Source organism: Wenzhouxiangella sediminis (genome assembly GCF_003410055.1).
Lineage (GTDB): Bacteria > Pseudomonadota > Gammaproteobacteria > Xanthomonadales > Wenzhouxiangellaceae > Wenzhouxiangella > Wenzhouxiangella sediminis.
This window is the reverse complement of record NZ_QUZK01000047.1, coordinates 49,672-63,052: the sequence shown is the minus strand read 5'-3', so window position 1 is coordinate 63,052 and position 13,381 is coordinate 49,672. Positions and strand designations below refer to the sequence as shown.

Sequence of the window (13,381 nt, the reverse complement as noted above, 5' to 3'; positions counted from 1 at the left end):
GAGCCCCCGACGCTTTCATCATCGCGACTTTAGACGTTCCGAGATCTGCTGTCTCTCCTCCAGCGTCTGCTTAATGTCTGTCTCAGCAACCTTATGACGTCCCTCAATCAGGGCTTCCTTCAAGGTTTCGTCACAAGCACGAACTACTTCAGCATAGCTCAAGCCAACAGCGCCAGTGGCGAGTCGCTGCCAAGATACGCCTTTCATAGCCACTTCTCCGAGCCGGGACTTGAGTACCGAAGCGATTCGTACCTCATCCGGCAACTCGTATTGGAGAACGTCGTCAAAACGGCGGAAAAGCGCATGATCCAAAATTTCTGGGTGATTGGTTGCTGCCACAATCAGACTGTGTGAATTGTCCTGCTCGATCATCTGCAGAAAACTATTGAGAATCCGTCTGATCTCCCCGACGTCGTTTGCAAGACCGCGCTGCGAGCCGATTGCATCTACCTCATCAAAGAAGTACACGCCTCGGGTCCGGTCGGTTGCCTCAAACACTTGGCGCAATTTAGCGGCCGTCTCGCCCATAAATTTAGTAATCAGCCCATCCAGCCGGACTTGAAACAGCGGTAAACCAAGCTCACCGGCGAGCACCGAAGCGGTCAATGTCTTGCCGGTACCAGGGCAGCCGACCAGCAACAGCTTCCGTCTGGGCGACAGGCCATGGGCAAGCAACCGCTGAGCCTGACGTTGTTCGCGAATTACCCGCTTGAGTTGAAAATGGAGGTGCTGGTCGAGCACCATGTCGCCCAGACGGTTTTTGGGAAATGATGCGTTAAGTAGGCCGGCCAATTCACCGCGTGGCCGTCCAATCGGTATCGTCTTCTCGTGCCCCTTTTTGGGAAGCCCACGACTCGCCTTGGCTTGATCCACTAGCCGGCGCAACTCCTCAGCCAGCTTGCCATGCCCAATTTTTGCTTCGTGGGCTGCCAGCTGCATAGCGATGGAATAAAATCGCTCTTCGTCGCCTTCTACGTGCGATTTAAGCAATGCTTTCAATTGATTAGCGCTGGCCATTGCGTCCTCCTAGCGAGACCATCATACCCTGAACACCTTCATCACTTCATCACCAAGGTGGTTAATGACCTTGACTGCGATGCGGCCGGATTCTGGCTTGGGGAACGGGCGAGAGGTGTCGCTGTGTAGGGTTTCCCAGGCTTCCTGGTCGATTTCCGCCTTGAGGGTGGTTTTCAGGGCGTTGTAGGGGTCGTTGGCGCCGAGGAAGTAAGCGTGGCGGACAAAGAAGCTTTCTTCGTTGTAGTCGGTGTCGACGAACCAGCAGGCGATGCCTTCGGGGCCGTCGGAGCGGACTTCGCCGGTGCTGGGGTGGAACACATCGACGCCATTGACTTTGACCTGGATCTGGTCGTCTTCGGCGTCGAGGATATCGATATCAGGTTCGCCGAAGATGACGAATAGGTTGCCCTTGCCGGTGTTTTTGAGGTCCTCGGCCATGTGCAGGTCCGCATTCATGCGGGCCTTGAGGACCGGGATTCGGCCGAGTTTGTGGAATTCGGAGGCGTGGGCTTCGTAGTTGAAGGCGCAGGCGATCAAGACATCGAAGCCGGCGTCAGCGGCTTCGCGGGCGGCGGCGACCAGGTCGGGGCGGGAGACGGTGCCGAATTCCGGGCCGATGAAGATGGCGGCTCGCTTTTCGCTGCCGCCTTCGCCGCCTTCGCCGCCTTCGCCGCCTTCCATATAGTGGCCTTCGGCGCAGATGAGGTCACCGGGCCAGGGTTTAAGGGCGGTGAAACTGATCCGGTCTTCCTTGTGCGCCTGCTGGACGCCGGTGGTCTTAAGGTTTTCCAGGATCATCTGGACGAAATCGCGTTCCTCGCCGTACTTACCCTTGTCGTCTTCTAGCGGGTCGATCAGCTCGTCGTCCTCGTCGACGCCCAGCACCCGGTGCGGCGAGAGGCTTTCGACGGTGAAGGGACCGGCGACTCGGACCTTGCTCTTGTCTTCGTAGGGCTTGTCGTAAAGATATTTCTGATCGGCGCGCGCGGCGATTGAAGCGTCGATCTCCCTCTGGCGTTCGGTAAGCAACTCCCAGAACCGTTCGTGCAATTCCTTGGTCGCCGCGGGCCAGTCGTCGGGATACTCTCGCGGCACCTCCCACTCCTGGATTTCCTGTGGCATGTCGGCGGTGTGTTGCTGTTCGTTGCGGTAGGAATCCAGCCAGCGAGCGGGTATAGCCTCCGTCAGACTTTCGCGAAGGGGCCCTAGGTCTTCCTCAAATCGCTCCCAGATGACATCGATTTCTGTGTTGTCGGCGATAGCCTTGAGCGTGATGTGCGGTACGCGCTGATAGACAAAACCGTGACTAATCCGGCCGCCCGTGGGCTGGGTAGACGGTGCGGTTCGACTAAGTTCGGACTCCTTGCTCTGGCCTTCCGGCGAGTCGGCCAGCAAGTAGAACGGGTAACGAGAACCCATGATGCGGGCGCGGGCCAACGCCAGTGCCACACGGGAAGTATCAATGGCGACCCAACGCCGGCCCCACTGTTCAGCAACATGCGCTGTCGTTCCTGATCCGCACGTTGGATCTAGCACCAGGTCGCCGGGATCTGTTGTCATCAAAACGCAGCGCTCTATAACAGTTGGCGTAGTTTCTACTACGTACACCTTCTCAGAACCAAAGCCACCGGACTGTGTATCTTGCCAAACGTTTCCGAGGTTCTTAGGAACCTCTTTCCAGCGTAGGTCGAACGCTAGATCATTACCAATCGTTAAGAGCCGTCCAGTTTTTGCAACTCGATACATTCCGTGATTGCTTGTGGACCAATGTCGATTCTTTTTCTTAGGAAAAATCCGCCCTCGAAACTGCATGTCTTCGTCATTTTGAGATGCTCCCTGACCGGTTATTGGTCCATATCTGAATACCTCAGACCCATCCGGGAGGGCCTTTTTCCGAAGGCGCTCGTCCAGTGTCATTCGGCGCCGATTTCCGTCAGGCGTCAAGACGTTCACATAATATTTTTCGTCTATTGGCGGCAACTCCTCCAAAGAGAACAACTTCCTAAATTTAAAGGCTTTCGACTTCTTTGAATACCAGAGAATAATGTCGAGCGCGGAACCAATATTGTCGTCGCTGTGACCGCCGGTCTTTCGAAAATAGATGTTTGCGACAAAATTCTCATCCCCAAGAATTTCATCCATTAAAGCCCTAACTCGATGCACATTCTCATCGCCAATCTGCACAAAGATGGAGCCTGATTCCGTTAGCAAATCTCGTGCAACGGTCAAACGGTCACGAAGGTAAGTCAGATACGAATGGATTCCATCACGCCAAGTATCGCGAAAGGCTTTGACCTGTTCCGGCTCACGGGTTATTTGATCAGGCTTTCCGTCTTGGACAGCCCGGCTAGTAGTTGACCACTGGAAGTTGGAGTTGAACTTGATCCCGTAGGGCGGATCAATGTAGATGCACTGGACTTTTCCTCTGAGACCCTCACGTTCGGCCAGTGAGGCCATGACCTGCAACGAATCACCCAGAATCATTCGGTTCTGCCAGCGGCTTGCGTGCTGGTAGAACTCGGTGCGGGCGTCTTCGTCGGGCAGGCCGTTGAAGTCTGCAAACAAATCCGTCTGGTCTGCATCCTCCGCTTCGTTCTCCTGGCTGCGCTGCACCAGGTCATCGATCAGGACTTTGGGGTGGATCTTCTCCTGGATGTAGAGCGGCGGGGCATTGACTACCAGGTCTGTCCAGTTCTGCTGGTCCTTGCCGCGCCAGACTAGTTGCGGGTCCAGATCCCGGTTGCGGCGATCGTAGGCGACTTGGATCGGCGTTTTGTCCTCGTCGGCCATGACGGACTGGTACTCGGCCGTCGGGATATTGACGCGATTGGCCTCGTCGTGTTTGATAGCCTCGACGGACTTTTTCACTTTGGACTTCTTCTTTCCTGCCATATGAAATGTTTGCCTGACTAAAGCTAGTTAAGTGGATTCGGGTTGCGAGTAAATGGAGATGATTCCGTCTACGTGCTCGTAGAGCTGGTCGCTGACTTTCTGCCATAGCGGGTCCAGCAGAAACTCAATCCCCTCGCGTCGCGCCAGTTTGGCAGCCGGCACAAAGTCGCTATCGCCGGTGACCAGGATCATGGTATCGGCCTGTTGCTTAAGGGTGATCGAGGCGATATCCAGGCCGATGCGCATGTCAACGCCTTTCTGCCGAAGACCGATTCGGACGTTGCGCTCTTCTAGGGCCTGCCAGCGCTCTATTAGATTCTGGAACTCTCGGCTCTCGTTCTCGGGCAGCTCAGGGGGTGCCTCGGGATGATCCAGAATGGCCTGGATGTGATCTGCCCACTTACGGATCTTGATCAGATCTTTGGTTAGCCGGGGGTCAATCTGCCAATTGGATTCCTTGTTGACGTGGCCGAGCCGGAGGGCAAATTTGCGCTTCCGGCGGAGCTGCGTAAAGAGCTCGCGGCGGGACTTAGCGACCTCCGACTTCCCGAAATCGATCGGCTGGTTCTTCAGTGGGTGGTGGCTCTTGCCGTCAAATGGCGTGGCGTCGTAGTAGAACAGCCGGTAGACGTGGTCGAGCCAGCGGCCGTCTTCGTCAGCATCCGCGTCAAGGCCGACCAGGCGCTGAACGTGCCGCTTGCAGAGGTAGCGGGCCGAATCGGCGATCTGCTGGGGCGTGGAGCAGAACTGGGGCGCAACGAGCTTGGGCAGCCGCTTGAGGAAATAGCCGCCGTCGATCAGGATTGCGATGCGCCTCATCCGCATGGGGCGCCCCCCAGAAAAAGAAAAGCCCCGAGGGTTCGGCACACGCTCTGGATGGGTGAGCGGGCGTACTGCCAAGGGGCGGATGTGGAACGAATTTTACACAAAACGTGTACGGCGTCAACCGTGGTTGACCGCAGACGGGCGCTAGGATTCCGGCGCCGATCTGTGGCGATCACGCCGGAATCTCCCGCGATTTGGCCTGAATTATTTCGTCCACTTCCTGCTCCAGCTTGTCGGCAAGATCGGATTCCATCTCCCAGACGTCGCTGAGTTCGACGAAATCCCAGCGACCGAAGCGGCCCAGGTTGTTCACCCCGGGAATCCAGTAATTCTCCATGGTTGTGTGCTTGTCTTTGACGTCCTCACCACGGAAGCCCTTGATTTCCACAATCAGATGGAGCGGATCGTCCTCGCCTCGGCCGTCGTCGATGTCGACGATGAAATCGGGGATATAGGTGCGGCTTTCCGAGCCGCAGCGATACGGCACTTCCAGACCGAGGTTGTGATTCTTGACGTACCGGAGCACGCGCGGATGGGATTCAAGCACGCGGCAGAATTCGCCTTCCCAGCCGGAATCGAGGATGGCGAAGTTGACGTGGCAGCGTTCAGGGCTTGTTGCCCAGCGCTCAGTGCTGGATGTGTTGAAATTAACGTGGCTGGTGGTTTCTTCCGGGTTGTAGGGATCGAGCACGACGCGTACCAGGCTACCGTCCTTTTTGAGTTCATGGCGCGTGATGGCGTTGGTGATGCGCACGCAGGCGCGCTCGGCTAGATCCTGATACATAAGCTGGGCCGGATAGGTGCCGCCCTTGCATTCCAGGCACTGGTCCAGCCATTGGCGGGTGATTCGCTTGAGCTGGCCGAATAGGTGCAGCTCCGGCTCATCGCCCGGATCGCGCCACTTGGTCATGAGCAAACGCTCGGTCAGATGATAGACCAGCGTGGATTTGCGCATGTCCTTGAGGTGCTTGAGATCCAGGTCGATGCCCTCTCCGATGATGCCCTCATTACGGGTTTTGGTCGGGCCGACGTCAGCAGGCGTAATCACCATCTTCGAGTCTTCGGTGAATTCAGCCACGAGGCGCTCTCCTGGCAATTCAGTGCGATAGCCCTCGACACGCGGGAAGCGGATTTCGAGGTGATCGCGTTCGGGGCGCACGGCGCGAACCTGGATGGTTTCACGGGGCGGCTGAGGCGGCGCGACCACCGGCTTGGCTGTGAAATCAAAGGGTATACCCAGCACATCCGCGTATTCGACATTGAAGCGGTCGTCCTCGTTGAGATCATAGGACTGACGCCGCAGTGCGCGGCCGATAACCTGTTCGCACAGCAGCTGGGTGCCAAAGGCGCGTACGCCTAGCACGTGGGTGACCGTATTGGCGTCCCAACCCTCGGTGAGCATTGATACTGACACCACGCATCGGATGGATTCACCCAGGCGGCCTTCCTTACCGACGGTGTTCATAACCTCTCGCAGCAGATCGGCGTCAGTGAGGTTGTCCGCCGCTCGCTGATCCTTGGTGCGCTCTCTGATTTCTTCCTTGAACCGCTCGATTTCGTCTGCCGCCATCTTGCGAAACTTCAGATCCAGTGCATCTCCCGATTCGAGCTGTTCGCTGTCGATCAGCAGGGTGCGAGGACGCGCCAGGGGTTCGCCGTATTCGTCGTAGTTGCGAAACAGTTCAAGATGGCCCTCTTGGATGGTTATCGTGCCATCTTCATTTTCTTTTTCGTAACCGGCGATGTAGTCGTATACGAGCTTTGACGTGGCGGTGTTGTTGCATACGATGATGAAGCACGGCGGGACGTTGACGCCTTCGCGTTGCCAAAGCTGATAGGTGCTAGCGTAGTGGCCGTAGAGCGCATCCAGGGCCGACTTGAGTAGGTCGGGAAGGCTCTGTGGGTCCAGCGTTTTCGCCTTGCCGCGGCCCTTCTTGGGCATCTTGGTGCCAATGTGTTCCCACAGGTTGCGGAACTTGGGCATGTCATCGGTGGGAATGTTGTCGGCAACCGGGACACGCGGCAGTTTGACAATGCCGCACTCGATGGCGTCCATGAGCGAGAAGTCGCTCATCGTCCAAGGGAAAAGCGTGCCCTCGACATACCCGGAGCCCTTGAGGAAGAACGGCGTTGCGGACAGATCCATCACACGGCTGATCCCCAACTTCCGATTGACCGCTTCGAGCCCGTTGATCCACAGCCGGGCTGCTTCGAGGTTCTTCTCAGCCTCCTTGCGCTCGTCGCCCTTGAGCCTGTCTTCGTCGCCGTCGCCCGGCTTTTCCCGATAGCAGTGGTGCGCCTCGTCGTTCATGGCCATGATGTTTTTCATGCCCATCAGTTCGGGCATGACCCGCTGCAGCATCTGGCCCTCGGACTCCTGCGTCTGCAGTGGATCCCCTCCACGCCCTTGGAGCAGCTGCCGGCCGCCCTTGGACAAGTCCATGCGCTCTCGCAGCTTGAAGGCGTGGTAATTGGTAATTACGATTCGCGCCTTGTTGAGCTCATCCAGCATGTCGTTGGGCACGAGTTCGCGGCTGCGGTAGTAGCTGTAGGGGTCGTTGGGCTGGAGGACCTGCAGGCGGTCCCGGATGGTGATGCCCGGCGTCACAATCAAAAACCCGCGGGTAAAGCGCGTGCTGGTGGGGTGGCGGACGCTGTTGATGCACTGCCAGGCAATGAGCATGGCCATGACCGTGGTCTTGCCGGCGCCCGTGGCCAATTTGAGCGCCAGGCGGCTGAGGTCGGGATTGGCAGCATTGTTGGCGTCTTTCAGGTGGTCGAGGAACCGCGCGCCGGATTTGCCCATCTTGGGGGCAACCTCGCTTAGCCAGATCGCGGTTTCGGCCGCCTCAACCTGGCAGAAAAAGGGGCGGATGCCGCTGAACTTGTGGTGGCGCCAGTGCTGCAGCAGACGCTGTGTTTCAGGAGTTACTTTCCAATCGGAGGGATTGGGAAGCTGTCGCCAGCGATCCACTTCATCGCGCAAGGCATTGATGATCGTGGCATTAGCGTAGAGGTCCTGATCGTCCGATATGGACTCGATATCCAGGTCCTGCTGACCGCCGGACTGGCGCTTTGCGCGAGGGATGGGGGTGACGAAATCGGCGCGGCGCCGTGACTCCTTTATGTTGTGAGTTGGCTGGCCGCTGTCGTCAAGCTCCCAATGGCGACCGGGATAGTCATACGGCGAGTTCAGGATGGGTTTCTTGAAGAATTCTTCGCTCATGGCCTCTATCGCTTGTAGACATGGTCGCGGTGCCACGCCAAATAGCCCGGATGCGGGCGGAAAGCCGGGTGATCGGGAGTTAGCAGCCGCCGCTCGGGCCGAATCAGCCGGTCCATATCGTCCGGCAGACCGTGCGGGGAGGTGAGAATACTGCCATCGTCGCCAAAACTGATGAGCCCCCGGTCGAACATCCAGTGAACTGTACCAGACAGGGCGACGCCGTTTCGAACGGTGTCCGGGCCGTCGTGCTCGACCGGCATGATGTGGGCCGCCTGGACTTCGGGGCGCCCGCCGCCGTTGACCAGGCGAAGGCCGGATACGGCGCAGCGCAGGTCGTAGGCCTGGCGGACCAGACGGCGAAATGACGGATCGCGGACCTTTCGGTTGAGGAAGGTTTCGACGGTGGTTCGCTCGGGCGGGGGCTGGGCAACGAGGTTGTCGGCCTCCTCATCGAACACGTCCGAGGCGATGCCCGCTTGGAGAATGGCCCAGAATTCGTCGTCCGGTAGTCCTCGCACAGCCCGGCCGAAAGCCCCCTTATTGGTGGCACCGTCGGGGCGGCGGAGCAATGATTCATAGTAGTGCGGCCCGTCACGGAACGGGACGGGATCGGGGAACTCGAAGTAGCCCTGAACGTCGGCGTAGTAGTGATTGGGCCGGTGTGGGTCCTGCCGGACGCCGGTAACCATAGCCGTGGCGAAGTAGACCTGACGGCCGCCGGGCTGATGGCCGCTGGATCGTCGTGGCTCGTAGTAGACCACCCAGTCGCCGATACAGCGCTCCACCTGGCGTAGGTAGGTGCGCGGGAAGTGATAGTGCCGTTCCGGCAGGTCGTCATATTCCGGGACGACTCTTGTGGTGAATACGCCTTTCATTACCCCTTGCCAAACTTCCAGACCCACCACACTACCGATTGGATTCTCAAATTTTGAGAAACTCTGGTGAGTCCCATCATCGCCCGTGTGGCGCGGAACAATCAACCTTGAACCAGGCCCACTCCTCTCGGGCAGCACGATCTGCGGTAGTTGGTGATGGGCAGGTTCCGCTGAGAAAATCGACTGCGGTGAGCACGCATAGCGCGGCGTCCAGGCAGTAGTCACTGTCCAGGCAGGAGCTGAATTCAGCCGAATGAGACCTGAAGTACTTGGGAAGCTCCAGGAGAACCCGGCGGCTTGCTACCGGCAATAAAAAACCCGCGCGATTTAAGCGTGCGGACCGAAGTCCACAGAGGCTTGGCGGGTCTATTGCGCCTTAATCTACGTGAACATTTTGCCTGGCGCAAGGCAATCGCCGGCGAAAGCTTCGGGGCCTGTCGTAGTCGTGAACAACGGCGCTTCCAATCTGGCAGCCTGCCGCGCTGGACCGGTTCGAACATATGCTGGCGGCAGAGGGCCAGACGTTGTGGACGACGTTGAACTGGATGGAAGCATTCACTCGATGTCAATGACTTGCTGTTGGTTCGGGATCGTCGCCTGTCGGCGATATTCGGGAGGTCCTTCATCAGCGGCAAGGCTCAGACCACCCGGGGCGCCCAGTGCTGGCTACCAGCGTTAATCGCCGTCCTCAGACTCGCTGTCCCGTATCCACAGCCTCGCACCGCTGGCGCAGACCTGTCCGCTGGCCCATCGGGTGTTAGGGTTTTAAGAGGGTCGCGGAAATGGATCGCGGTTGTTGGGAATGGGCTTTCTGGGAATCGGCAACAAGGACAGCGAAGGACGCCAGGTTCGCATCGAGCACCGGGGCGAACACCTTCGCGCAAGCCGCACGGGCGGCATTGCGCTGCGGGAACAGATCCGTGCCGGCGGCCTGAGCCTGACGGCGAACACTCAGCGGGGCACCCGGATTTCGATGACGCCGGCTCGCAACACCCAGGTCGCGTTTCAGAATTCGCGCTTCGTGCTGCGCGGTCGGTACGGGAAGGGCCCGGCAAAGTTGAATCTGTCGAAGTCGGGTGTTTCCTTGTCGGGCAAGATGGGACTTGGCACCATCAACTTCACGAACCCCGGCCGCTCCTCGGCAAAGATCGCCGGGGTTCAGATGCGCGGCCAGAAGGCGGCCGCGATCAATGGCGTGGTCGCGCTGTTCCAGATGCTCGTCATGCTCGTTCGGTTGACGATCGCCATGCTCGGCTACCTGATCGTCGGTACGCTGAATCTGGCGATCTGGCTGTCCGAGTCGAGTGCGGGGTTGATTGCGTATTGGCGCTTCCAGCGTCAGCAGAAACGGCGAGCGACACGCACCAGGCGTCTGGAAGAAGCTGCCCAACAGTGGATCGCCAGCAATCACGGACTTCTGGCGGGCCTCACGCCCGAATCCGCGATGGCAGCGATGGAGAGCCTGCTGGCCCAGGCCTCCGAGAACTCGGGCGCGAGCGATACGGAAGCGGACAGGGCAGGGTCGGCGGCCGAGGGTTGCCTGGGGCTGCTGCTGCAGCGTCTCTCCCGGGTAGACGGACCTGATTCCGAAACTGACGAACCATCCGCCAGGAACCTACCTGTGACCGGGATGGCAGCCCTGGCGGTTCATTACCGCGATTCCGTCTCGCAGGCTGATCTTCCGAGTGCGTTCTACCGGCTGGACGAGTTCGCGCTCGATAACGGGACGCGGACCATCGGACAGGAGTTGATGCTCGAGGATGTCGCGGATCTGTTCGGGCTTCGACTGGAGATCATGGAAAGCGGTGAGCCGAGCTAATTCGCGCTGACACTTCTTCGACCATCAATAGCTGAAGTGCGGTCGCTGCGTTCTCAGGCAATATTCATTACAAGCATGCTCTAGCCCTCGTAACGAGGTGAAGCGTCTTCGGCGGCGAGTCTCAGGGCGCTCGGGGCGGCCAGGGCGCTTTGCCAGCGGTAGTCGCAGTCCTCGAACTCACTGTCCCGCACCCACAGCCTGGCGCCGCTGGCGCAGCCTTGCTCGTAGGCCCAGCGGGCGATGAGGACGGAGCGCTCGAGGTCACTGGATAGTCCCTCGCGCTCGAAGGCCTTCGCCAGGCTGTGCCCCTCGTCCAGGTTCTGGATTCGCCAGCGCTCCAGGTGCGTGACTGCGGCCAAATGATCGCGCTTGGCGTTGTTGCAGCCCTTGTGGGCATAGACGAAGTTGTGGCCGAGGTCGAGCGGGTAGCGCGACCAGGGGATGAAGTGGTCCAGGTCGCCTTGGCCGGTGACGCGCTTGCCGCAATAGAAGCACTCGCGTGATTGGTGCGCGCGGATTACAGCGGTGAAGCGCTCCAGGGAGCGGCGATCGGTTCCGAAGAGGAAGTCTTCCAGCTCTGCCTGCGCGCCCAGGACCGGCTTGTTGGCTCCGATTCGGTGGATCTGGCTGATCCAGCCACCGCGGATCATGCTGGTGAGCATGGGGTGAAACGCCCGGAAGGCATCCGGGACGCCCGGGAGCAGGCGAAGGGACCGATCCCGGTATTCGGCTTCGCGGTAGAGGAATTCGTTCTTGCGGTTGCCGACGATCTGGAGTCTCCAGAGCGGCATTTTCACGATGATCGCCGCGACGCGACGGATCAATTTTTGCCAGGCGGCCCGGTCGGCTTGGAGTTGCCCGAGCTTGCCGTCCGAAAGGCTGCGATAGTCCTGGATGCGAAGCAATACTTCTGCCTGGCCCTTGGTGTTCTGCCGAAGGACTCTGTCGTGGAATGGCCTGGCCTGGTTCCAGTAGTACTCCACGAACTTCTCGGCCAGCTGGTCGACATGGAGCCTGAGCGACCCATCCTGCGCCGCCTGGTGCTCGACCGACAAGTCCGCCAGGGCCTGCATCAGGGCGAACTTGTAGGTGGCGACGAAGCCGCCTTCGGCCAGTAGCTCCTGGAACTGGCGCAGGAACCGGATGCCTTCTTCGGGCTTCATTCAGGGTCTTCCCAATAACGCGCCTTTTCCGGAACAACATGGCGCACGCCGCCACGCGGGTCTTCCTGGTCGCCGTCGTAGCGCGGAATCAGATGGACATGCAGGTGGAACACCGTTTGCCCAGCCGACCGACCGACGTTGATGCCGATGTTCCAACCACTGGGCTGGTGCATGCGCTCGATCTTCTCTCGCACCACGGGCAGTGCCGCGACCAGCGCCAGCTGCTCGGCCGGCGAGGCCTCGAACCAACCGGCGACGTGGCGACGCGGGACGAGCAGGGCGTGGCCCGGGCTGACCGGGTAGCGGTCCCACAGGGCGAGCAGGTGTTCGTTGTCGTAGAGAACCTGTTCAGGGTCCGGATCGCAGAAGGGGCAGTCTTCTTCAGCCATGCGGTCAGTATCCAATCTTGAAGGGCTGGCAACAAGCCAGCGGCTCTCTTTCCGGTTGAGTTCCCGTGCCGAGCCTCCTTGGCCCAGTCCCTTGATTGCGCCGTCACCCGGGGTTTGAAAAATCCCGTATTGGGTGCGATCATTCCCAATATGGGTGTTATCAAGGATTCGGGTGAAGCTGAGTATGCAGTCTCGGGCAGCGGTATTGCCGATGCCCTGTTCAATCGCGTTCAGCAGCGCGTGCTCGGCATCCTGTTCGGCAATCCGGGGCGCAGCTTCTATTCCAACGAGCTTGTCGGCATGGCCGAGTCGGGCACGGGTGCCGTGTTCCGCGAGCTCCGGCGGCTGGCGGAGGCAGGTATTGTCACCGTCGAGAAGATCGGGCGGCAGAAGCACTACCAGGCGAACCCCGAGTGTCCCGTTTTCGAGGAGCTGCGCGGGCTGGTTCTGAAAACGGTCGGACTGGGCGACGTGCTGCGTGCAGCGCTGGCGCCGCTCTCCAACAGGGTCTCCCTCGCCTTCGTATACGGATCAGTGGCCAAGGGAAGCGATACGGCTGACAGCGACATCGATTTATTGGTCGTCAGCGAAGACTTGTCGTATGCCCAGCTCTACGAGGCGCTCGAAGAGGCCACGGTGCAACTGGGAAGAATGGTTAACCCGACCGTCTATACCCATGCCGAATTGAATCAGCGCCGACAGGAGACGAACGCCTTCATCACGCGAATACTCGAGCAACCGAAACTCTGGATCCTGGGAAACCCGAATGAGTTCCAAGCTTGAGCGTTTGACCGGGCCCGGGCAACCGCTTGCGGCCGAACCGCCGGACAAGGCGGAATGCGAAGGTCTGAGGCACTCCGGCCTGACACGGCTGGCCGATTGCCGGCTCAGGCGTTTATCTCTGGAGGGCCGGTTCGACCTAGCCTACAACGCGGCCCATGCGCTTTGCCTGGCGGCACTCCGCGCCAAGGGATACCGCCCCAGGCATCGCTACATCGTGTTCCAGGTGCTGCCTCAAACACTCGGCCTGGGCCCTGAGGTGTGGCGCGTGCTCGCCAAGTGTCACGATGTCCGCAACCGGGGCGAGTACGAAGGCGACCTTCAGATCACCGACCGCCTGGTTTCGGATCTGATCGAAGCCACCGAGAAGGTGGCAGACGATGCGATCTAGATCC

Annotated in this window: 10 protein-coding genes; 3 read left to right on the top strand and 7 right to left on the bottom strand. The window is 59.5% G+C overall.

Features of this window, described 5'->3' with window-relative positions; translation table 11 throughout:
* Positions 1-18 precede the first annotated feature (18 nt).
* The 5 genes from DZC52_RS13235 to DZC52_RS13215 all read right to left on the bottom strand — a co-directional run bounded on the left by DZC52_RS13235 (position 19) and on the right by DZC52_RS13215 (position 8,835).
* Positions 19-1,017, bottom strand: a complete 999-nt coding sequence (locus DZC52_RS13235; protein WP_116651626.1) for an AAA family ATPase — start codon at positions 1,015-1,017, stop codon at positions 19-21.
* A gap of 21 nt (positions 1,018-1,038) precedes the next feature.
* Positions 1,039-3,909 carry a site-specific DNA-methyltransferase gene (locus DZC52_RS13230; RefSeq protein ID WP_116651625.1) on the bottom strand — a complete coding sequence of 957 codons (2,871 nt, stop codon included), beginning with the start codon at positions 3,907-3,909 and terminating at the stop codon, positions 1,039-1,041.
* Positions 3,910-3,936: 27 nt separating this feature from the next.
* A complete protein-coding gene (locus DZC52_RS13225; protein ID WP_116651624.1) occupies positions 3,937-4,734 on the bottom strand; it encodes an NYN domain-containing protein in 798 nt (265 codons plus the stop codon).
* 172 nt (positions 4,735-4,906) lie between these two features.
* A complete protein-coding gene (locus tag DZC52_RS13220) occupies positions 4,907-7,960 on the bottom strand; it encodes a BPTD_3080 family restriction endonuclease (protein WP_116651623.1) in 3,054 nt (1,017 codons plus the stop codon).
* A gap of 5 nt (positions 7,961-7,965) precedes the next feature.
* Positions 7,966-8,835, bottom strand: coding sequence for an HNH endonuclease (locus tag DZC52_RS13215; protein WP_116651622.1), 870 nt, complete (start codon positions 8,833-8,835; stop codon positions 7,966-7,968).
* Between the two features lie 802 nt (positions 8,836-9,637).
* Between DZC52_RS13215 and DZC52_RS13210 the strand changes: the two genes are divergently transcribed.
* Positions 9,638-10,654, top strand: coding sequence for a hypothetical protein (locus tag DZC52_RS13210; RefSeq protein ID WP_116651621.1), 1,017 nt, complete (start codon positions 9,638-9,640; stop codon positions 10,652-10,654).
* A gap of 80 nt (positions 10,655-10,734) precedes the next feature.
* On the opposite strand, the gene DZC52_RS13205 is transcribed toward DZC52_RS13210, so the two are convergent.
* Both DZC52_RS13205 and DZC52_RS13200 read right to left on the bottom strand, forming a co-directional pair.
* Positions 10,735-11,817, bottom strand: coding sequence for an HNH endonuclease (locus tag DZC52_RS13205; RefSeq protein WP_116651620.1), 1,083 nt, complete (start codon positions 11,815-11,817; stop codon positions 10,735-10,737).
* Positions 11,814-12,206 (bottom strand): HIT family protein, encoded by a 393-nt coding sequence (locus DZC52_RS13200; RefSeq protein ID WP_116651619.1) that lies wholly within the window; start codon positions 12,204-12,206, stop codon positions 11,814-11,816. The genes DZC52_RS13205 and DZC52_RS13200 overlap by 4 nt, the downstream gene beginning before the upstream one ends.
* A 78-nt stretch (positions 12,207-12,284) precedes the next feature.
* Here DZC52_RS13200 and DZC52_RS13195 point away from each other — a divergent pair, with 78 nt between their 5' ends.
* Both DZC52_RS13195 and DZC52_RS13190 read left to right on the top strand, forming a co-directional pair.
* Positions 12,285-12,989, top strand: a complete 705-nt coding sequence (locus tag DZC52_RS13195; protein ID WP_245960829.1) for a nucleotidyltransferase domain-containing protein — start codon at positions 12,285-12,287, stop codon at positions 12,987-12,989.
* Positions 12,973-13,377: a hypothetical protein gene (locus DZC52_RS13190; protein ID WP_116651617.1), complete on the top strand. Its 405-nt coding sequence runs from the start codon at positions 12,973-12,975 to the stop codon at positions 13,375-13,377. Before DZC52_RS13195 ends, DZC52_RS13190 begins: the two co-directional genes overlap by 17 nt.
* Positions 13,378-13,381: the final 4 nt, after the last annotated feature.